Origin of the sequence: Methanoculleus sp. UBA413 (assembly GCF_002502935.1) — an archaeon.
Classification (GTDB): Archaea; Halobacteriota; Methanomicrobia; order Methanomicrobiales; family Methanoculleaceae; genus Methanoculleus; species Methanoculleus bourgensis.
Genome location: NZ_DAQR01000109.1, coordinates 3,788 through 22,890, shown reverse-complemented (window position 1 = coordinate 22,890; position 19,103 = coordinate 3,788). Strand labels below are relative to the sequence as shown.

General features: G+C 61.9%; 23 protein-coding genes and 1 pseudogene. 16 read left to right on the top strand and 8 right to left on the bottom strand.

Going from position 1 to position 19,103, the window contains the following annotated elements; all coding sequences use genetic code 11:
• The coding region (locus BP858_RS09050; RefSeq protein WP_286879334.1) for a hypothetical protein at positions 1–639 on the top strand (639 nt) is incomplete at its 5' end.
• Between the two features lie 237 nt (positions 640–876).
• On the opposite strand, the gene BP858_RS09045 is transcribed toward BP858_RS09050, so the two are convergent.
• Positions 877–1,962: a hypothetical protein gene (locus tag BP858_RS09045; RefSeq protein WP_074175125.1), complete on the bottom strand. Its 1,086-nt coding sequence runs from the start codon at positions 1,960–1,962 to the stop codon at positions 877–879.
• Positions 1,963–1,973: 11 nt separating this feature from the next.
• Entirely contained in the window at positions 1,974–3,140 is a 1,167-nt protein-coding gene (locus tag BP858_RS09040) for a tubulin/FtsZ family protein (protein WP_074175126.1), read from the bottom strand.
• A gap of 115 nt (positions 3,141–3,255) precedes the next feature.
• Here BP858_RS09040 and BP858_RS09035 point away from each other — a divergent pair, with 115 nt between their 5' ends.
• From BP858_RS09035 to BP858_RS08965, 15 genes are all read left to right on the top strand, one after another.
• Positions 3,256–4,488 (top strand): NAD(P)/FAD-dependent oxidoreductase, encoded by a 1,233-nt coding sequence (locus BP858_RS09035; protein ID WP_074175127.1) that lies wholly within the window; start codon positions 3,256–3,258, stop codon positions 4,486–4,488.
• A complete protein-coding gene (locus tag BP858_RS09030; RefSeq protein WP_286879333.1) occupies positions 4,481–5,200 on the top strand; it encodes a dolichyl-phosphate beta-glucosyltransferase in 720 nt (239 codons plus the stop codon). Before BP858_RS09035 ends, BP858_RS09030 begins: the two co-directional genes overlap by 8 nt.
• Positions 5,184–6,164, top strand: a complete 981-nt coding sequence (locus BP858_RS09025) for a lysylphosphatidylglycerol synthase transmembrane domain-containing protein (RefSeq protein ID WP_214166603.1) — start codon at positions 5,184–5,186, stop codon at positions 6,162–6,164. The genes BP858_RS09030 and BP858_RS09025 overlap by 17 nt, the downstream gene beginning before the upstream one ends.
• Positions 6,154–8,154, top strand: a complete 2,001-nt coding sequence (locus BP858_RS09020) for a DUF2298 domain-containing protein (protein ID WP_286879332.1) — start codon at positions 6,154–6,156, stop codon at positions 8,152–8,154. The genes BP858_RS09025 and BP858_RS09020 overlap by 11 nt, the downstream gene beginning before the upstream one ends.
• A gap of 181 nt (positions 8,155–8,335) precedes the next feature.
• Complete coding sequence (rpl7ae, locus tag BP858_RS09015) at positions 8,336–8,704, top strand: 50S ribosomal protein L7Ae (RefSeq protein WP_014866580.1); 369 nt, start codon at positions 8,336–8,338, stop codon at positions 8,702–8,704.
• Between the two features lie 12 nt (positions 8,705–8,716).
• Positions 8,717–8,926: a 30S ribosomal protein S28e gene (locus tag BP858_RS09010; RefSeq protein WP_014866581.1), complete on the top strand. Its 210-nt coding sequence runs from the start codon at positions 8,717–8,719 to the stop codon at positions 8,924–8,926.
• Between the two features lie 2 nt (positions 8,927–8,928).
• Positions 8,929–9,120 carry a 50S ribosomal protein L24e gene (locus BP858_RS09005; RefSeq protein WP_014866582.1) on the top strand — a complete coding sequence of 64 codons (192 nt, stop codon included), beginning with the start codon at positions 8,929–8,931 and terminating at the stop codon, positions 9,118–9,120.
• A 6-nt stretch (positions 9,121–9,126) separates the two neighbouring features.
• Positions 9,127–9,576 (top strand): nucleoside-diphosphate kinase, encoded by a 450-nt coding sequence (ndk, locus tag BP858_RS09000; protein WP_014866583.1) that lies wholly within the window; start codon positions 9,127–9,129, stop codon positions 9,574–9,576.
• A 502-nt stretch (positions 9,577–10,078) separates the two neighbouring features.
• Positions 10,079–10,732 (top strand): MarC family protein, encoded by a 654-nt coding sequence (locus BP858_RS08995; RefSeq protein ID WP_062262227.1) that lies wholly within the window; start codon positions 10,079–10,081, stop codon positions 10,730–10,732.
• Positions 10,729–10,932 (top strand): hypothetical protein, encoded by a 204-nt coding sequence (locus BP858_RS08990; RefSeq protein ID WP_062262229.1) that lies wholly within the window; start codon positions 10,729–10,731, stop codon positions 10,930–10,932. Before BP858_RS08995 ends, BP858_RS08990 begins: the two co-directional genes overlap by 4 nt.
• Positions 10,929–11,714 (top strand): nitrilase-related carbon-nitrogen hydrolase, encoded by a 786-nt coding sequence (locus tag BP858_RS08985; RefSeq protein ID WP_286879331.1) that lies wholly within the window; start codon positions 10,929–10,931, stop codon positions 11,712–11,714. Before BP858_RS08990 ends, BP858_RS08985 begins: the two co-directional genes overlap by 4 nt.
• A 9-nt stretch (positions 11,715–11,723) precedes the next feature.
• Positions 11,724–12,476 (top strand): metal-dependent hydrolase, encoded by a 753-nt coding sequence (locus tag BP858_RS08980; protein ID WP_286879330.1) that lies wholly within the window; start codon positions 11,724–11,726, stop codon positions 12,474–12,476.
• Positions 12,477–12,523: 47 nt separating this feature from the next.
• Positions 12,524–13,726, top strand: a complete 1,203-nt coding sequence (thrC, locus tag BP858_RS08975) for a threonine synthase (protein ID WP_281768456.1) — start codon at positions 12,524–12,526, stop codon at positions 13,724–13,726.
• Complete coding sequence (locus BP858_RS08970; RefSeq protein ID WP_286879329.1) at positions 13,666–14,277, top strand: DUF5803 family protein; 612 nt, start codon at positions 13,666–13,668, stop codon at positions 14,275–14,277. The genes thrC and BP858_RS08970 overlap by 61 nt, the downstream gene beginning before the upstream one ends.
• Positions 14,277–14,852, top strand: a complete 576-nt coding sequence (locus BP858_RS08965; RefSeq protein ID WP_286879328.1) for a LysE family translocator — start codon at positions 14,277–14,279, stop codon at positions 14,850–14,852. Before BP858_RS08970 ends, BP858_RS08965 begins: the two co-directional genes overlap by 1 nt.
• A 178-nt stretch (positions 14,853–15,030) precedes the next feature.
• Here BP858_RS08965 and BP858_RS08960 read toward each other — a convergent pair whose 3' ends face one another.
• The 6 genes and pseudogenes from BP858_RS08960 to BP858_RS08935 all read right to left on the bottom strand — a co-directional run.
• Complete coding sequence (locus BP858_RS08960; RefSeq protein WP_014866591.1) at positions 15,031–15,942, bottom strand: thiamine pyrophosphate-dependent enzyme; 912 nt, start codon at positions 15,940–15,942, stop codon at positions 15,031–15,033.
• A complete protein-coding gene (gene porA, locus BP858_RS08955) occupies positions 15,943–17,097 on the bottom strand; it encodes a pyruvate ferredoxin oxidoreductase (protein ID WP_214166597.1) in 1,155 nt (384 codons plus the stop codon). It lies immediately after the preceding gene.
• A complete protein-coding gene (locus tag BP858_RS08950; RefSeq protein WP_074175137.1) occupies positions 17,098–17,358 on the bottom strand; it encodes a 4Fe-4S binding protein in 261 nt (86 codons plus the stop codon).
• Positions 17,358–17,903 carry a pyruvate ferredoxin oxidoreductase subunit gamma gene (locus BP858_RS08945; protein ID WP_014866594.1) on the bottom strand — a complete coding sequence of 182 codons (546 nt, stop codon included), beginning with the start codon at positions 17,901–17,903 and terminating at the stop codon, positions 17,358–17,360. The genes BP858_RS08950 and BP858_RS08945 overlap by 1 nt, the downstream gene beginning before the upstream one ends.
• A 153-nt stretch (positions 17,904–18,056) precedes the next feature.
• On the bottom strand, positions 18,057–18,674 hold the full coding sequence (gene hxlB, locus BP858_RS08940) for a 6-phospho-3-hexuloisomerase (RefSeq protein WP_286879327.1): 618 nt from the start codon (positions 18,672–18,674) through the stop codon (positions 18,057–18,059).
• 110 nt (positions 18,675–18,784) lie between these two features.
• Positions 18,785–19,103, bottom strand: a pseudogene (locus BP858_RS08935) (methanogenesis marker 12 protein); the annotation flags it as partial.

Sequence of the window (19,103 nt, the reverse complement as noted above, 5' to 3'; positions counted from 1 at the left end):
TGTCAGGTTGCTGCAATGGCCCCGCCCGCCTGGGTGCAGCCCGGAACGACGGTGACGTATCAGGCCGCATTAACCCCATACTACGGTATCGATCCCGACGACCCGATGGAGCGGTGGGTGCATTACGAGGGGACCGGGGTCTACGGCTTCCTGACCGATACGATCACCGGCAGGGATGCTGCGGGCGGCTATTCCGGCGACTCGGTGGTGATCAGCGGTATTGACGGAAGTACCCTGTATACGGGCACATGGTCATATCAACCCGGAGACCCGGGCATGGGGTTGATACCGTTCTGGGTTGATCTCGATAATCCCGCCTTCGGCCCGGATTTCCTGGTCGCTGAAGGGCCGCTGGAACTTGCCGGCCAAGTCTGGAATGCGCAGGTGTACTACTATGCAAACCTCGGGACCAGTTTCGATATACGCTACGTCGTCGATAAAGACAGCGGTCTCGTTTTAATCAAGAATGCTGGGTTGACCGGCGCCAACAACCAGATGCAGAGGGAGATCTACATCCTGCAGTCGGTCGAGACCGGCTATCCGGGAAGCGGTATGCCGGAGAACGCTACCTCGTCTGCTCACGAAGCGGTCGAGAGCGTCCGGGGAGCAGGGGATATCTGGCGGTCGAGGATCTCCTGAGGCCTCTCCCAAACCACTACTGCCGGGCCGGGGGACACCCCCTCCCGGCGCGATGCTCACCACGGTCCCCTGCCCGGGGTGAGACGGGGAAAGGTCTGTCCTGCAACCACCTACGATCAGGAGAAATTGTTTCCATCTGTGCAGCCTGAGGGGCAGCCTCATGCGGCTTTGTGAGAAAAGAGTGAATTGTCTGAGTTCTCTAAAAACCAGGGTGTGAAAGGAGAAGTTTTTCCAGCGTTATCCAAGCTCGTCCCAGCGGGTCTTCTTCCGGTAGATCACAACGCCCACGATGGCGAGGACGACAATAACTCCAATGCCTACATAGAGGAGGATGTTACCGCCGAGGCTGAACCCCTCGCCGATCTCATCCCGCAGGGCGTCTGCGTCGCTCAAAGCCTCGTTTGCCTTGTTCAGACCTTCAGCCGCCTTCGAACGGGCTAGCTGATAGTTGCTCGCACTCAGGCCATCCTTTGCCTGAGAGTAGAACTGGACGGCACTCTCGCGCTTGGTCACGATGGAGACCACCCTTGGATCCCCGCCCATGGAGCGGTTCTCGACAAAGTAGTTGATCTTGTTATCCAGGGACTCAAGCGCCGCACCGGTATCAGAGACTTCCTTCTCGGCCCATGCCTTATCGAGGAGCGGCTTTGCCTCGTCCATGTTCTTTATGGCGGAGGCGATGTATTCCGCCGCCTTCGAGGGGGCTGCCGATGCGGCACTGGTGAGCGCCTTGCTGGCGGCGTCGTATTTGGCCTGCGCAGCAGAGACATCCACGCCATCTGCAGCCCTGGCATCGATATCCGCCTTTAATGTCTTGAGATTCTGCTGCTGGACCGAGAGAGAACTCCCGACCTGCTCCGCGCTCACGACCTTGCGGGTCATGCGGTAGGGAGTGCCCTCTACGTGCTTGTTCTTGATGTGCTCAAGCTTGACTATCTCGATCTCCCCTGACGAGGTTTTGGGCACGGTACCGCGGAGCTGGACGTCCAGTTCGACTTTGTCTTTGTAGGCGAGCTCAAACGATCCCAGGGACGGGTAGTATCCGGTCTTCTCGGTGGTATAGATGGGAATCCCGTCACGGTAGACAATGAACGTCCATGCGGGATCCCGCAGCCCGGTGCTGAAATCAAACGACTCGCCGTCCGAGTTGGCGGGGTCCATGTTGTAGGCGATCACGTAGTGCGCGGTCACCTCCTGGCTGGGTTCGAGATCACCGCTTGCGGGGTTGACGGTCGCTGTCTTAACATCGAATGCCGATGCCGCCTGCACGACACAGACCAGTGCCAGCAGGAGAATGATCCATCTGCTGATATTTGCCTTCATACACGCCTCCCTCACTCGAACAATGGCTCTATACCGTCATCGAACATAGTAGTGCGCTTCTCCTTTGATTTAAGGACATCCTCTTTCGTGGACTTCGCAATCTCCATGAGCTCTGTGATCCGGGGAGCGTTCCCGATCGTCGCAAGAACCACCACGGCAGCGACGTAATCGCTCTGCACCGGATAATCCCCGCCACGCACCTCGACGCCGGCGATGTTCTCCTCGACCCAGCTCTTCGACTTCTCCACACCCTTCCGGTCCATCTCATCCGGCGGGCCTGCAAGGAGAACCAGCGCTCGCTCCGCTGTCGAGTAGTCGCACGGCAGGGTCAGGCGCCCGAGCATAGCACGCCTGACGAGAGCAATGATCTTTGCAGACTTGTCCTCCCCGGTCAGCACCTCCTCGGTCTTCTCCTTCTTCCGCAGGAGGCCGGAGAAGAGCCCCTGCGACTGCTTCGTGCGGGGGCTGACCTTCTCGCTGATGGCGTATCCGACGGAGCTGATACCGCCGCCACGAAGGGTGTTGATGACCTCGCTTGAGTCTACGACCATCTCACCGACGCCCGCCTTGCCGACCTCACCTGCACGGAAGAGCACGCCGAACCGTCGGACGATCTCATCGTTCAGCCGGGTATAGGCATCCTTGACACTTTCACCCTCGTTCTTCCAGGCACTGTTGTCGAAAATAAACGTATTATCCGCCTCGTTCACCAGGGTGCTCAGGGAACGGGCCGCATTATATGAATAGAGCCGTCCTTCCTCAGGAGCGGGCAGGATACCAATCGCGTAGACCGGTTCGCGGTATATGCGCTTCAAGTGCCGGGCCAGGACCGGCGTGCCCCCCGAACCCGTTCCACCGCCGAGACCGGCGACGATGACGAAAGCATCGACATCGTGCGTGCCCCGGGAGTCGATGGCGTTGATAATACTGTCAATCTCATCGGCGGTCACCCGTGCCCCGGTTACGTTATCGGTCCCGACTCCATGGCCCTTAACCACTGTCTGTCCGATAAGGAGCCGATCTTTCAACTCGATATTGTCAAGCCCCATCAGGTCAGTGCGTGCCGTGTTTACCGCAATTCCCCTGAAGTTCTGGGTCTGCAGTCGTTTGTCCTGTTCTATGAACATATCGACGACTTTGCCCCCGGCCTGACCGAATCCTATGAAGAAGACCCTCATTCAGCTTCACACCCTCATAATAACTAATCAAATAATATCGACGTTTATGTATAAAGACGTTGTATACTGTATAAGCCAAAAATGTTCTTATAATTTTCACACGTTGTGATGAAAGATGAAGATCTGTGTTGTGGGGGGAGGTCTCTCCGGTCTGGTCTCGGCTCTCAACCTTGCCGGAACACACCAGGTAGACCTCTTCGAGCGAAGGCCGGTTCCGGGCGGCTGCCTTGGTTCATACCGGATCGGCGACTACTGGATCGAGGAATACTACCACCACTGCTTTGCCGGTGACGCCCGTCTCCTCGCCCTCCTCGATACCCTGCAGGTGGCCGATCGGCTGGAATGGCTCCGGGGGTCCACCGGCTACTATGTCGACGGGACCATCCACCCGCTTACCACCCCGATCGAGATCCTGCGCTACCCTCACCTCACGTTCACCGAGAAGGCCCGGCTCGGCCTGCTGACCCTGCGGTCCCGGCGGCTCGACGTCTCCGCGCTCGATAACATCACCGCAAAAGACTTCATCCTGGATAACCTCGGCCCCGGCATCTACTCCTCGTTCTTTGAACCGCTCTTAAAGAGCAAGTTCGGGGACCGCAGGGGCGAGGTTTCCGCCGCCTGGCTCATATCCAGGATCGCGATCAGGTCTGACCGCGGTGCCGGGGGTGAGCGCCTGGGCTACCTTCGGGGAGGGTTCCAGCACCTCATCGCCCGGCTCCAGGAAGAGGTTGAAGGGCTGGGGGCCTCGGTCATGCTCGACTCCCCGGTCAGGGAGATCAGGCGGGATGGCGGCGGCTGGCTCGTCAACGGAGAGGTCTACGACGCGGTCGTATCGACACTCCCCCCGCAGGTGACCGCCGAGATTGCCGGCGTGGATATCGCCCCGGTGCCCTACCAGGGTGCCGCCTGCATGACCCTCGCGCTCGACCGGGACGTCACCGACGGCATCTACTGGCTGAACATGAAGGATGCGGCCCCCTACGGTGCGGTGGTCTCGCACACCAACTTCGCACCGCTCGCATGGTACGGCGAACATCTCGTCTACCTTGCCTCCTACTTTGCGGGCCGGCTCCCGGAAGGCTTTGAGCAGACGATGCTTGCAGACTTCTGCAGGCGGTTCTCAGTCAGCGCAAGCGAGGTGCACTGGCACCGGCTTGCCGTCGACCCCTATGCAGGCCCGGTCTACACGACCGGGCTCCGGGACCGCCTGCCTGCCTACGAGGAGCACGGGCTCTTCCTTGCCGGGATGTTCAGCCCCCCAAACTACCCGGAGCGGAGCATGAACGGGTCGATCGTCGCCGGAGAGGAGGTTGCGAGGCGGGTTCTTGCGAGGTACCCTCATGCCTGAGATCGAGGTGAGCGCGGTGCTCCCGGTCTACAACGACCGTGCGGCGCTCGAAGCTGCTATCCCCCGATCGCTTGAGACGCTGGAAGCGATCGCACCAGGGGGTTTTGAACTGATCGTCGCTGAGGACGGGAGCACCGACGGGAGCACCGAGTTCGTCAGGGAGTACGAGACCGGAGACCCCCGGGTCCATCTGATGCACAGCGACGAGCGGCTCGGGCGAGGGCGGGCGCTCAACCGTGCGTTTGCCGGGGCGAAAGGATCTATTGTCTGTTACTACGACGTCGACCTCGCAACTGACATACAGCACCTCCCTGAACTGGTCGGCGCCATCCGCGAGGGCTACGATATCGCAACAGGCTCCCGCCTCCTCCCGGAGAGCGATATCACCCGGAGCGGCGGGCGGGAGATCGCGAGCCGCGGCTACAACTTGCTTGTCAGGACGGTTCTTGGGAGTTCGCTCCACGACCACCAGTGCGGGTTTAAGGGGTTTCGGCGTGACCGCCTCCTTGCCCTCCTCCCGACGGTCACCGCTGACCACTGGTTCTGGGATACCGAGGTGCTGGTGCGGGCGCAGAAGAGCGGGTACCGGATACAGGAGTTCCCGGTGCGGTGGCGGCAGGGGCCGGGGACGACGGTGCGCAGGAAAGACGTCATCGAGATGGGATCGGCGGTAATGCGCCTCTGGTGGCACCTCCATGTGGAAAAAGGTTAGCGCGATCGTCATCCCCACCCTGGTCGCGGTCGGGATTATCGCCTACATGCTCTACCGGGTATGGGACGACCTCCTGCTGACGCTTGAGCATGCTGTGCTGCCCTTTCTCTTTGCCGCGGTCGGGATCTGTATTGTTGCCTGGATCCTCAGGGGTTTTCGGTACCGGTTCATCCTCCGGGGGCTTGACATCCCAAAAAGCCTCGGCTTTGCGACCGCCTGTATCTTCATATCCCAGACGGCAAATCTCATTGTTCCCGCCCGGCTCGGAGACTTTGTGCGGATGCTTATCCTCAAGCGCGAGGATGACGCCACCTACTCGCAGGGGTTCTCGTCCATCGTCGTCGAGCGGGTCTTTGACGCCCTGATGATCGCGGTGCTCGGTGTCATCGCGCTCCCGTTCATCCTGGCCGTCCTTGCTGTCCCGGACTGGTTTACCACCGTCATCATCGTCCCGCTCGCTGCCGGGGGCGCCTTCTTTGCCGTCCTCCTCTGGTCGGGCAGGATAGAGTCAGAGAACCGGTTCATCGCCGCCATCCAGAGGATGCTTGATGAGGTAAAGCAGGCCTCCCTCAACCCCCGGGCTCTCGTTGTGCTCAGCGGGTCATCGCTCCTCATATGGATCGTCGATATCCTGGTCTGCTTCGCGGTCGTCCTGATGTTCCAGGAGCCGGTCCCGTTCGGCATCGTCGTCCTCGCGATCGTCATCGGCAACCTCGTGAAAGCGGTCCCGGTCACCCCCGGCGGGGTGGGGACCTATGAACTCGCGCTCGCGCTGACCTTCGGGCTTGCGGGGACGCCTGCAGCCACGGCGACCCTGATCGCGGTCATCGACCACCTGATCAAGAACATGGTCACGGTCATCGGGGGCGTCGGGTCGATCTACTACTTCGGCGACTGGTCGAGAGACCTCTTAAAGAAGGTCTTGAGAAAGGAGATCCAGAAGGAGGAGACGTTTGGCGGGTGAGATCATCCTCCCGGTGCTCTCCTGGCTCGCGGTCATCAAGGTGCTCCACCTCGGTACCTGGCCGGCGCTCGACCGCACCCTCGGCAACCTCGCGGCCGCTGCCGCATACCCGGCATCGGTCCTCACGTTCACACTCCTCTCATGGTACGGTGGGCTTTTCGGTCTTCCGGTCTGGATCGCCCTCCTGCCGGCCCTGGGGGCGATCGTCTGGGCGGGATCACGGGGGTTCTACACGAGAGAGCGTCTGCGATCAGCACTCCCCTGGGACCTTGCCTTCCTGATCCCCTTCCTCTTCATGCTCGAGGTGCGATGGATCAACCCGACCATCTCCTACGCCGAGAAGTTCATGGACCACGCGTTCCTTGCATCGATCATGCGGCATCCGGTCGTCCCGCCGCTCGACCCCTGGTACGCGGGCGGAACCCTGGACGTCTACTACTACATCGGCTACTGGATGAGCGGAGCGCTCGGGCTTGTGGCCGGCGTGCCTTCGACGGTCACGTTCAACCTCGTCCTCCCGACCGTGCTCGGGCTTGCCGCCGTCTCGCTCTACGCCCTTGGACATCTTCTCCTGAACCGCTACCGGTGGCTCCCGGTGCTGGTGCTCCTCCTCCCGAACCCCTCTGCGGTCTACCTGATCCTGACCGGGGCTCCCTGGTCAGAGATCCTCTGGGGGAGCACCCGGACGATCGAGAGCACCATCAACGAGTATCCCCTCTTCTCGATGCTCTGGGGCGACGTCCACCCGCACGTCATGGGCCTCTTCAACCAGACGTTCCTACTCTTCCTGCTGGTCTTTGCCTACATGCGCTGGGGAAACCTCTCGATGCGGGGGCGCGCGGTCCTCTGCGGGCTAGCTGCCCTCGCTCTTGGGTCGATGCCCGGGATCAACTCCTGGGATGTGCTGGTCTATGCCCCGGTCACGCTGGTCTTCGGGCTCCTTATCTGGCGGCGCTACGGGAACTTTTCCCGGGACCGGGAGAAGTCCTGGATGGTGCTTGCGACCGTGCCGCCGTTCGCGATCGCAGCCTACCTCCCGTTCTACTTCCAGCTCAACAGCCCCGGGATCGGGGGGGTCGGGATCGTCACGGTCCCCTCCGCCCCGGCAGAGTTCCTGCTGGTCCACGGGTTCTTCCTCGCGGTGCTCGTCGCCGCCTGCGCCCCTGATATCCGGAAGCGCCCCTACCTCCTGCTCGCCGCGGTGCCGTTCGTGCTCGCCGGCTATCCGGCCGCGGCCATCGCCGCCGTCCCGCTCGTCTACCTCGTTGTCCGCCGCCGGTTCTCGGTCGCAGATACGCTCGCGATTCTTGGGCTCCTGATCATCATCGCCACCGAGTTCCTCTACCTCAAGGACAACATGGGCGAGACATACTTCCGGATGAACACTGTCTTCAAGTTCTACCTCCCGGCCTGGCTCCTGATGGGGACGGCAAGTTCAATCGTCATCGGGGAGTGGCTCCGGAGCGCCGGGGTCGGCCGGCGCGTGCCTGACCGGGTGGGGAGGCTGCTCCCGGTGCTTGCCGTTGCGGTCCTCCTCACCATGCCCTTTGCGATCAACATCGACTTCGGCTACGGGAGCCGCACCCTCGACGGTGCGGCGTATCTTGTGGGGTCGCACCCGGGGGATGCGGCAGCGATCGCGTTCCTCAGGGACCTCCCGGGCGACCATGTCATCGTCGAGGCTGAGGGCGGGGACTACACCTACTACTCCCGGGTATCGTCGTTCTCCGGTATCCCGGCGGTCCTCGGGATGCCGTTCCACGAGTACATGTGGCGGGGAGAGGAGGGTGGTATAAGCGAGCGGATGGCCGACGTGCGGGCGATATACGAGCAACCATCGCGGTCTATCGACCTTGCGCGGGCGTACAACGCGACTCTGCTCTACGTGGGTGCCGAAGAGCGCGACCGCTACACGGTCTCGCTCCCGGTGGAGGCGCTCGAACTCATCTATGATGCTGAGGGAGTCCAGGTATACCGGATCCCGGCATAATACTGCCGGCAGCCAGGATCATGCGAGGAGGCGCGAAGATGACCGGGCCGCACCCCTCGCGGCGTGGCCAAATGACAAACCTTTATCTCTCGTCCTATTGACATAATAGAGCACATTCGATCAGCTACGCTACTGATGAATGATGACGGGGCGGGATACCTGCCCCTGAAAGAGGTGAGTTATGGCAAAGGCATATGTGAAATTTGAGATTCCTGAAGAGATCCAGAATAAGGCCCTTGAAGCTCTTGAGATAGCAAGAGATACCGGTAAGGTGAAGAAAGGGTCCAACGAGGCAACTAAGGCAGTAGAACGGAACACCGCCCAGCTGGTTCTTATCGGGTCAGATGTTGAGCCAGAGGAAATTGTAATGCATCTGCCGCCGCTCTGCGACGAGAAGCAGATTCCTTTTGTCTACATCACAAAGCAGAACGATATCGGTTTGGCAAGCGGCCTCGAGGTAGGCTCTGCAGCCGCCGCTATCGTTAAGCCCGGTAAGGCAAAGGATCTCGTTGAGGAGATCGCAAAGCAGATAACTGCACTGAGAGAGTGAGGAGTTAAGGTTATGGCAAACGACGGAACGCCCGCAGAAGTTATCGAGGTCATCGGCCTCACCGGGATGCATGGCGAAGCCCAGCAGGTGAAGTGCCGGGTCCTTGATGGTCCGAACAAGGGCCGGATCATCACCCGCAACACAGTGGGCCCCATCAGGGAGGGAGACATCCTCTCGCTGCTCGAGACCGAGCGTGAAGCCAAGAAGCTCTCGAGGCGGTAACCATGGTCGACAGATTCATCTGCAGTTTCTGTGGGGAGGCCCTGGAGCCCGGCACCGGCAAGATGTTTGTCAGGCGGGACGGGACTATCTACTACTTCTGCAGCAGCAAGTGCCAGAACAACTACAGGCTTGGCCGTGTGCCGCGCCGTGTCCAGTGGACCACGGCCGGACGGAGAGCCCGTGGCAAAGAGTGATCCGGCATGGATCGCACATTCGTGATGGTCAAGCCCGACGGCGTCCAGCGTGGACTCATCGGGGAGATCGTCTCCCGGTTTGAGGCGAAGGGGCTGAAGCTTGCAGCGGCAAAACTCGAGTCCCTCCCCGAAGAGCGGGTTGTCGAACAGTACCGGGAGCACCTGGAAAAGCCCTTCTTCCCGGGGCTGAAAGCCTACATCATGAGCGGACCCTGCTTCCTGATGGTCTGGGAAGGGAAGGGCGCGGCTGCGGTTGTCAGAACGATGATCGGCGCCACAAACCCTGCAGAGGCAGCACCGGGCTCCATCCGCGGCGATTTTGGTCTTGATATCGGGCGGAACGTGATCCACGCATCCGACTCCCCCGCAAGCGCCGTCCGCGAGATCGGCATCCACTTCGCGCCTGCCGAGCTGATCGAGTACTCAAAAGTTGACGAACCCGTCCTCTACGAGTGAACGCCGGAGAAACCGGCGGAGACAACTATTTTTTGGAATCGTTTCTCTAGTGGAGTATTGCAGCTAACCGTTCCACGAAGACCTCCCCCGGGTTGGCGACTGGGGAGGCTCCCCTGTTCTGTTCCACCGTGTCCGGGTTCTGGGTTGTGGGGGGAGGGGGCTCGCCCCCTCCCCTGCCCCCACCCCAGGGCGATGCCCACCACGGTCCACTGCCCGGGCTCGCCCGGGGAATCGGTCGTGTTCATGTGCAACATTGCCTCACGCGAGCGGCTGGCGATCCGCATCAGGACCGCAAAATAAGGTGAAATGGTCTACTAGTGGATCATTGCATCTAATATTTCCCTGCGATGGTTGCGCGAGGTCGTGTCACAACGCCCACGCACCGCCAGGGCCTCCCGGCATGGAGAACCCCTGCAAACCTGCATTTCCAGGAAGATGGGCTCCCTATCCCGCCGGAAAACCGCAAGTGCTAATATCGAACCCCTCGTATATCTGATCACCCATGGTGGACCTCCTGAGTTTTGCGCTGCTGAGCTTCTCTTCGATCATCATCGTAGTGAACCCGCTCGCCGCCACCCTGATCTTCGTCTCCCTCACCGGCACGATGGACAGGACAACACAACTCAAGGTTGCACGTGATTCAAGCGAGTTCGCCCTGATTATCCTGCTCATCTTCACCATCGCAGGCGGCTGGATCCTGCAGCTCTTCGGCATCTCCATTGAGGCGTTCCGCATCGCAGGCGGTCTCCTCCTCTTTGGCATCGGTATGGATATGGTCTATGCAAAGACGTCGAGGACCCAGATGACCGCGACCGAGAAGTACGAAGGCCAGGATGCAGACGACATCGCAGTCATGCCGCTTGCAATCCCGATGATCGCGGGGCCCGGTGCCATAACATCCGCTATCGTGCTCATGAACGAGGCGGTGGGGATGGGGATTGTCGCAATCGCCATCGTCCCGGTGGCCGCCGCGACCGCCATCGGGATCACCTACTACATGATGCGGCACTCCGACGTCATCGTCCGGCGCATCGGTCAGCGGGAGTATCGCGCCGTCAACCGGTTGATGGGTATGCTCCTCATCGCGATCGCGGTCCAGTTCATCATCATCGGGCTCAGGACAGCCTTCCCCATCCTCACCGGAGGCCTTGCATGAAACACGACCTTACACTCGCGGGGGCGGCCCTGGTCAGCGGCTGCATCATCACGGGCGGGATCCTCATCGGAGCGCTGACGTTCTCGGTCGAGGTCCCGTTCGCCCCCTACATCATGGTGACCCTGGCCGCCCTCATCGTCCTCGGCGCCGCCATGCTCATCCTCTCCTGCAGGACCAGGGGAGACCTGTCCCTGCGATGACCACGATAGCGCTTGCCCAGGTTGCCGGGGGCCGGGGCGACCCGGACGCGGCCGCCCGGATGGCTGAGGAAGCCGCCGCGGCCGGAGCATCGCTCATCTGTTTTCCCGAGCAGTTCATAACCGGATGGTCCCCCGAGATCCCGCCCGGGGCCGGGGAGCCCCTGGACGGTCCGCTCACTGCCGCGTTCAGCGAGATTGCAAAAAAGAACCGCATCGCAGTCGTAGGATCCATCATCGAGGCGGGGCAGGGAGGCCGTCCCAGAAACACCACCGTGGTGCTCGGTCCAGGTGGGGATATCCTTGCAGCCTACGCGAAGATCCATCTCTTCTCCCCCGGCGGGGAGGACCGCTACTACACCGCGGGCGACCGTATCGCCACCTTCACCGTCGACGGGACGACGTTTGGGCTTGCCGTCTGCTACGACCTCCGGTTCCCGGAACTCTTCCGCATCTACGCGCTTGCCGGGGCCGAGTGTGTCCTGGTGCCGGCCGCATGGCCCTGCTGTCGCGTGCGCCACTGGGAGACCCTGCTCCCCGCTCGCGCTCTCGAGAACCGGTATTACGTGGCCGGGGTCAACACGGCAGGCGGGCCCGACGGGATCTACTGCGGGAGATCGCTCGCCGCCGACCCCGACGGCGAGGTCATTGCCCGGGCCGGGGCCGGTGAAGAGCCCCTCTTCGTCAAACTCGATCCTGCGGCGGTCCATGCTGCCCAAAAAAGCCTCCCTTCACTTTCAGACCGCAGAAGTGACCTTTATCACAGACTGCTCTCCAGTTTATAGAGATATTCAATGCGAGGCGACCAGCACGTCTATCTCAGTCTCACCACGGCCGGGCTTCTCATCGCTCCCTGGATCGCCGTCCTCGACCCGGCTCTGATCGCCGTCCTCCTCTTCGGCGTCTTCGTAGGTTCGCTTGCACCTGACGCGGACGCCGCCGACGCGGCGATCTTCAACGGCCGGCTTGGCGGGGGGAAAGGAAAGAGAGGGCAGATCGTAAACGGTCTTGCCGTGGTGCTCCCGGTCTTCGGCTACACCATCAGGTATCTCATCTACTACCCGCTCTCCCTCGTCTTCGCGCTCATCCTCCGGAAGAGCTACCGGCACCGGCACCGGGGACTGCTCCACTCGTTCGCGGGCGTCGGGCTGACCTCCCTGCTCCTCTCCGGCTATCTGGCGCTCATCCTCACCTGGCTCGGGATCTCTCTCGCGCTCCTCCCTGCCTTCGGGGTTGCATTCTTTGCAGGGTGCATCCTCCACCTCGTCGAGGACACCTGCACCCCGGCGGGCGTCGCCTGGCTCTACCCCTTCTCCCGGCGGCGACTGGCGGGCCGCGTCCGGACATGGGGGAACTTCGAGGTGCGCCCGACGGTCTTTGCCATCGTGCTTGCGCTGGCAACGGTCATGATGCTCATCGCACCGGTCGCAACCAGCGCGACCCCGGAGGAGCTCAGGCGGCTCGCACCCGGCGTCGCCCTTCTCCTCTGGCTGCTCTTCATACTCGTCTGCCGCGTGCGGCCGCAGCGGAACCGGGACCGGGCCTGATCCCCGGATACCATATCTATACGTATCCGTGCGTTCAACGATTTTCTATGTACCGTCTTGTCTGCGTTCACTGTGCTGCGACCTACGCACCGGACCAGATCATCTATACGTGTAAACACTGCGGACACCTGCTGACCGTCGAGTACGACCTGGACGGCATCGACGTCTCCCGGGACGAATGGGACCGCCGCCCCCTCTCGGTCTGGCGCTACCGCGAGATCCTCCCGGTGCGGGGCGAACCAGTCTCCCTCCAGGAAGGAGGCACACCGCTCTACCATTTAGAAAAGATAGGCAAAGAACTGGGACTCCCTGAGCTCTACGCCAAGCATGAGGGTATGAACCCGACCGGTTCGTTCAAGGACCGGGGCATGACTGTGGGCGTCAGTATGGCCCGCCAGCTCGGGATGACGAGCGTTGCCTGCGCAAGCACCGGGAACACCTCCGCAAGCCTTGCTGCCTACGCGGCGAAGGCCGGCATCCCCTGTGTCGTCCTCCTGCCCGCCGGGAAGGTGGCGCTCGGCAAGGTCGCCCAGGCGCTGATGCACGGCGCACGGGTCATCTCCATCCGCGGCAACTTTGATCGAGCGCTTGAGATGGTACACGAACTCTGTATCAGCCACGGTCTCTACCTCTTAAACTCGGTCAACCCCTACCGCCTGGAAGGACAGAAGACGATCGGGTTTGAGGCGATCGACCAGCTCGGCGATGTGCCTGACCGGATCGTCCTCCCGGTCGGAAACGCCGGCAACATCTCTGCGGTCTACAAGGGACTCCGGGAACTTGAGGCGCTCGGGTTCATCGACCGGCTGCCGATGATGACTGGGATCCAGGCAGCAGGCTCACAGCCGGTGGTGAAGGCGATAGAGCAGAACCTCGATGAACTGGTTCCTGAGCCGGCACCAGAGACTGTTGCAACCGCGATAAGGATCGGCGCCCCGGTGAACGCCGAGAAGGCGCTCGTCGCTATCCGCGCGACCGGCGGGACGGCGGCGGCCGTGACCGACGACGAGATCCTTCGCATGCAGCAGGACCTCGCGAGGATGGAAGGGATCGGGGTCGAGCCTGCCTCCGCTGCCTCGGTCGCCGGGATACGGAAACTTGCCGAACAGGGATTGATCGATAAAGACGAGCGGATCGTCTGTGTGGTGACCGGCCATCTCTTAAAGGATCCCGAAACAGTGGTACAACAATGCGAACCTCCCATCGAGATCGACGCGGACCTGCACTCCTTGCTCTCTGCCTTGCGCTGATACTGACCTGCACCCCGGCGGCGGCCGAAGATGCCGCCTTCCGGGTGCTCTCCGGCGGCACCGCCTACGAGGCGTCGGTCCAGGTCACGGCGAGCGAGTACACGTTCTGGAGCCCGGGGCCTCTTGGGGAGCGGGTTCCGCTCCGGGTCGAGGATGTCGAGGTGCTCGGTCCCACAGGCCCGGTCGAGTACCGTGACCGGGGCAGGGGTGTTATCTCCTTTCCGGAGGGCAACTACACCATCTCCTACAGGGCTCCCCTGCGGGATAACCACTTTGTGGCGGTCTTTGATACACCGTATGCTGTAACGCTTCTCCTCCCTCCGGGTCTTGACGTCAAAAACCCGTTCCTTGGCATGGTCAGCCGCGGCGGGGTCACCTCCCCCGGGCCTGACGGGACCCTGGAGATCACCTGGGACCAGGTGCAGGCTGTGGAGGTCCGCTTCTACACTCCGGAGCGCGAGCTCCTGCTCACCACCTTCGGCACCATATGGCTCGCGGTCGCTATCGTCCTCCTCCTCCCCTTCTTCGTCTCATGGAAGAGGGACGACTGATGCTCGACATCATCGCTGCTTCGTTCCTGATCGGGCTCTCCGGAGCCGCAGCCCCCGGCCCAATGACCGCCTCGGTCCTCGGTCTTGGGGCGCGGCGGCCGGGGCCGTTCGTTGCAGGGCTGGTGGCCGGGCACGGCATCCCGGAGGCGGTCATGGTCGCGGCCATCGCCTTCGGCGTGCGCGATATCCCGTACATCGAGATCGTCGCGCTTCTAGGATCGGCTGTCCTGGTCGCGTTCGGCATTATGCAGTTCCTCCGCGCCGGTGATGCCGTCGTCGTGAGTGACGAAGCCCGGATGCCGTTTGCCTTCGGGGCGGCCTGCACCCTCGGCAACCCCTACTGGTGGGTCTGGTGGCTCACGTTCGGTGTCGGGTTTCTCGCACTCCACCCCTCGTTCGTCGCGTTCTACGTCGGGCATATCGGCGCCGATATCGCCTGGCTCGGGCTGCTCGGGATCGCGGTCTCACGGGGAGCGAACATCCTCGGGCAGCATTACAAACGAGTGGTGCAGGCGAGCGGGCTTGCCATGGTCCTCTTTGGACTGTACTTCGTCGTGACGATTCTCTCGGCCTGAGAGCGGGCACAGAGCGCCGACAGTCTCGGGTAAGAATCGGTCGCTGAATCGTTCGTCGACCGGAAGACTGGTGCCGCTGCTTGTGGAGGGACGGCGGCGAACAGGAGAGAGATCGGGATGCATGACGCCGATCAAAAAGAGAGAGGGCGGCGAAGAGCCCCGCCCTGTTGGGATGGGTTTACTCTGAGGGTTCCTTCACCTTGATATCGATCCCGAACCGCTCGGCGTTCGCATCAGCGATCGCCTGGATCTTCGCGATCTCAGCATCAAGCCGGGCGGGCCTGAAGAGGTGCCGGAAGCGCTTCTGTTTCGCGAGGTACTCCTCGACAGGCTTGCGCCTCACCTTCTTTGCCTTCTCCACCACACCGTTGACCATCTCGTAGTTCACCCAGAGACCTGTCTCGATGGCGAGTTTGGCCATAGCGAGTGTCTCCCCGGACTCAAAGCCCCATCCCGTGCAGCAGGGAGTGTGCACCTGGATGTAACAGGGGCCGGGGGTGTTGATCGCGCGCTCGACCTTCTTTATGAAGTCGTTTGGGTAGGCGATCGAAGCGGTCGCCACATAGGGCGCACCGTGAGCAGCGAGGATCGCGGGCATATCCTTCTTCGGGAGCGGGTTGCCCCCGGGCGCGCACGCCCCCGCCGGGCTCGTGGTGGTGCTTGCGCCATAGGGCGTCGCACCCGACCGCTGGATCCCTGTGTTCATGTAGGCCTCGTTGTCGTAGCAGATGTAGGTGATATCGTGACCACGCTCGAAGGCGCCGCTGATACAGAGCACCCCGATATCGAACGTGGCGCCGTCGCCGGCGATACAGACGACTTTCTCGCTGCGCCCCTGCTTCTTCAGCGACGCCTCGATGCCCGACGCAACCGCTGCAACGTTCTCGAAGAGCGAGTGGATCCAGGGGACCCCCCACGCTGTCTCGGGATAGGGCGTGGAGAAGACCTCCATGCACCCCGTCGAGGCGGCGATGATGACGTTCTTTCCGGTCGCCTTGAGGAGGAGGCGGGCCGCAAGCGCCGGTCCGCACCCTCCGCACGCCCGGTGTCCTGCCGAGAAGAGCTCGCATCCCTGCTCTACGTCAGCCATTCAGAGCACCTCCGTCCGTAATCCGTAAAACATGTCTCCTTCTCCCTTCTCGGCGAGGTCGACGACTGCGGCGATATCGCGTTTGCGCACATCGCGCCCACCGAGAGCGATGATATAGTCGTAGACGGCTGCACCGGAACCATAGAGCGCCGATTTCACCTCGGTGCCGACCGCTCCGCCATTCCCGAGCGATATGTTCTTGTCGAGCACCGCCACCGTCGAGACACCTTTGAGCGCCTCTGCGATCTCAGGGCCTGGGAACGGCCGGTAGGTCCGGATCTTCAAGAGTCCTACCTTCCGGCCGGCATCGCGCATCTCGTCGACAGCGTCTTTTGCCGTGCCGCAGATGGAGCCCATGGCAACGAGCGCGGTATCGGCGTCATCGAGCCTGTAGCCCTCCACAAGGGCAGAGTAGTCCCTCCCGAACTGCTCGCCGAACTCGCGGCCTGCCCTGATGAACGCCTCTTTAGCGCGGCGCATCGCCTGGTCGATCTCGTACCTGAACTCCGTGTAGTACTCGGGCGTCGCGTACATCCCAAAGCTCAGCGGCTCCTCAGCATCCAGCCGCTGGTAGGGTGTGAAGGCGGGCAGGTAGGCGTCTACCTCCTCCTGCGAGGGGAGGTCGACCGGCTCGTAGGTGTGCGAGAGGATGAACCCGTCGAAACAGACAAACGCCGGCAGGAGGACGTCGTGGTCTTCACAGACCTTATAGGCGATCATGTGGAGATCGGCGGCTTCCTGGTTATCCTCAGCGTAGAACTGCAGCCACCCGGAGTCGCGCAGGGATATCGAGTCCTGCTGGTCGTTCCAGATCGAGAGCGGCGCGCCAAGAGAGCGGTTCGCGATCGTCATCACGATCGGCTGGCGCATCCCCGCCACGTTGAAGCAGACCTCGAACATCAGGGCGAGGCCCTGGGAGGTCGTTGCCGAGTAGACCCGGGAACCTGCCGCGCTCGCGCCGAGGCAGGCGGAGAGGGCCGAGAACTCGCTCTCGACCGTGATGTATTCGGCGTCGAGTTCACAGTTCGCCACCATCTGGGCAAGATCCTCGACGATGTGCGTCTGTGGCGTGATCGGGTAGGCAGAGACCACCTGCGGGCGGCAGCGTTTCACGATCTCGGCCACCGCATGCGACCCTTCCATAATCTCCATCATCTATTTCTCCTCCTTCTCCATCTGGATCGATTTCTTCGGGCAGACCTCTTCGCAGATGCCGCACCCCTTGCAGTAGTCGAGGTCGGGCTCGAACGTCCCCTCCTCGGTCTCGTGGACACACCCTTCAGGGCACACCAGGGCGCACATGCCGCACCGGCTGCAGGTCTCAGGATCAAAGACCGGTTTGAAGACCCGCCAGGCGCCGGTCTTATTCTCGAGTGCCCTGCCCGGGGGCGCGGCACAGCCGATTCGTAGTGCCACTACGCAGCACCTCCGATCAGGTTGTACGCGCGCTCTGCTGCCCTGACGTTCTTATCAGCCATGCTCCCTGAGAACCGGTTCCGCAGTGCGTGTTCCAGAGATTCGAGTTTGATCTCGCCTGTGGCTGCGGCGAACGCGCCCATCAGGGTTGTATTGGTGATGGGCACGCCCAGTTCCTCGAGCGCGATGGTGGTCGCATCGATGGTATAGACCTTCACGCCCTCCGGGACGTTGGCATCAAAGTCTGGCTTCTCGGTGTTGACGATGGCGATGCCGCCCGCTTCCATGCCCATAAAGACGTCGACATCCCCGATCAGGGTCGGGTCCTGCACGATGATGTAGTCTGGCTCGTAGACCTGGCTGCGCAACCGGATCTTTTCGTCGCTGAAACGGACGAACGCCTGCACCGGGGCGCCCCGTCGCTCCACACCGAAGGCAGGGAACGCCTGGGCATACACGCCTCCCTCGAATGCTGCGAAAGCGATGAGCTCGGCGGCGGTCACGGAACCCTGACCGCCCCTCCCATGGATTCGTAACTCTCTCAAACAAAAACCCCGTTTTAATCTTAATGATTAATAATATAAATACACCGGCACTTTGCCCATGCAACGGCAGGCCCGGGCGTGCCCAAACACCTGGCACCCGCGACTACAATCTCCGGTCAAAAGAGAGCTTGAGCGGGGATTCCCGGCTCCTATTCACTGGACATTGGCGAGACGGTCCTGAAGCTCCTCGATGGTGCAGTGTTTCACTTCCATCAGGGCGGAGATGATCGCATCGGAGAAGACCAGCGCTGCGGTCTCAAAGAGTGTCCCGAGGGGGGCGAAGGACTGGGAGACCGACCGGTACTGCCCGGTGAGCTGGCGGATCTCAAAGTCGCTCGGGATGTCTGCGTCCGTGAGGTGGTTGTTCCCTATCTCGATGATACAGTCTGCCATCTGCCCGATACGCGAGTCTGGCGTCGACGTGATGAGGCAGATCGTCCCCCCGATATCCCGGGCAGTCTCACAGGCGTCCACGACCGACCTGGTCTCTCCTGAGCCCGAGAAGGCGACGAGCACGTCCCCCGGCCCGAATGCGGGCGTGATGGTCTCGCCGATGACGTAACTCTCAAATCCAAGATGCATCAGGCGCTGGGCAAACGCTCTCGCAACCAGCCCCGAGCGCCCTGCGCCTGCCACGTAGATCCGTTTTGCATTCAGGATCTTATCGAGGAACCGGGCTGCACTCTCCTGATCGATGGCACGTGCCACATCCTCAATGCTCGATGCCATCAGGAGCATGAGGTCGGCGATGCTGGAACATTCTTGCTGCATAGTTCTGGCTCTCCTCTCCTGGTCAGATGTACTATCCCAAACCTCATAAATGCGTACGGAGCGCGAAGGCCGCTTTTCCCCCGGGTGGCATCCCGTCACGCCTGCAGAGGTTAGAGGTCTACTGCGAGCCCAAGGATCTCCGATGCCCCCGAGAAGACGTCGCGGGCGATCCTCGCTAAGCCCCTGGCCGCAGACCATTCGTCGTAGACAGCGACTTCCCGGGAGAGGAGCGCCTTCACCCCGGGAGCGATGGCGGGGGCCATGGAACCGGCGATGGCGACCTCTGCGCCGGGGTTTATGAGGAGCATCGCGGCACACTCCATCGCGGCGAACATCGCCATCGTCTCTACCCTGAGTTCGGGAGGCACCGTGTAGTTCACTCCCGCGTGGAGGAAGGCGTCGTTTGCCGTGCTGTCGCCCCGGTCGATC

Excerpts from the sequence above, each read along its gene's own strand:
- BP858_RS09025 (WP_214166603.1), top strand. The coding sequence starts at position 5,184 with ATGTGGAAAAAGGTTAGCGCGATCGTCATCCCCACCCTGGTCGCGGTC.
- BP858_RS08970 (WP_286879329.1), top strand. The coding sequence starts at position 13,666 with ATGCGAACCTCCCATCGAGATCGACGCGGACCTGCACTCCTTGCTCTC.
- BP858_RS09045 (WP_074175125.1), bottom strand. The coding sequence starts at position 1,962 with ATGAAGGCAAATATCAGCAGATGGATCATTCTCCTGCTGGCACTGGTC.
- BP858_RS08960 (WP_014866591.1), bottom strand. The coding sequence starts at position 15,942 with ATGGCTGACGTAGAGCAGGGATGCGAGCTCTTCTCGGCAGGACACCGG.
- BP858_RS08985 (WP_286879331.1), top strand. The coding sequence starts at position 10,929 with ATGACCACGATAGCGCTTGCCCAGGTTGCCGGGGGCCGGGGCGACCCG.
- porA (WP_214166597.1), bottom strand. The coding sequence starts at position 17,097 with ATGATGGAGATTATGGAAGGGTCGCATGCGGTGGCCGAGATCGTGAAA.
- hxlB (WP_286879327.1), bottom strand. The coding sequence starts at position 18,674 with ATGCAGCAAGAATGTTCCAGCATCGCCGACCTCATGCTCCTGATGGCA.
- BP858_RS09040 (WP_074175126.1), bottom strand. The coding sequence starts at position 3,140 with ATGAGGGTCTTCTTCATAGGATTCGGTCAGGCCGGGGGCAAAGTCGTC.
- BP858_RS09005 (WP_014866582.1), top strand. The coding sequence starts at position 8,929 with ATGGTCGACAGATTCATCTGCAGTTTCTGTGGGGAGGCCCTGGAGCCC.
- BP858_RS08965 (WP_286879328.1), top strand. The coding sequence starts at position 14,277 with ATGCTCGACATCATCGCTGCTTCGTTCCTGATCGGGCTCTCCGGAGCC.
- BP858_RS09010 (WP_014866581.1), top strand. The coding sequence starts at position 8,717 with ATGGCAAACGACGGAACGCCCGCAGAAGTTATCGAGGTCATCGGCCTC.
- BP858_RS08990 (WP_062262229.1), top strand. The coding sequence starts at position 10,729 with ATGAAACACGACCTTACACTCGCGGGGGCGGCCCTGGTCAGCGGCTGC.
- BP858_RS08995 (WP_062262227.1), top strand. The coding sequence starts at position 10,079 with ATGGTGGACCTCCTGAGTTTTGCGCTGCTGAGCTTCTCTTCGATCATC.
- ndk (WP_014866583.1), top strand. The coding sequence starts at position 9,127 with ATGGATCGCACATTCGTGATGGTCAAGCCCGACGGCGTCCAGCGTGGA.
- BP858_RS09030 (WP_286879333.1), top strand. The coding sequence starts at position 4,481 with ATGCCTGAGATCGAGGTGAGCGCGGTGCTCCCGGTCTACAACGACCGT.
- rpl7ae (WP_014866580.1), top strand. The coding sequence starts at position 8,336 with ATGGCAAAGGCATATGTGAAATTTGAGATTCCTGAAGAGATCCAGAAT.
- BP858_RS09035 (WP_074175127.1), top strand. The coding sequence starts at position 3,256 with ATGAAGATCTGTGTTGTGGGGGGAGGTCTCTCCGGTCTGGTCTCGGCT.
- BP858_RS08980 (WP_286879330.1), top strand. The coding sequence starts at position 11,724 with ATGCGAGGCGACCAGCACGTCTATCTCAGTCTCACCACGGCCGGGCTT.
- thrC (WP_281768456.1), top strand. The coding sequence starts at position 12,524 with ATGTACCGTCTTGTCTGCGTTCACTGTGCTGCGACCTACGCACCGGAC.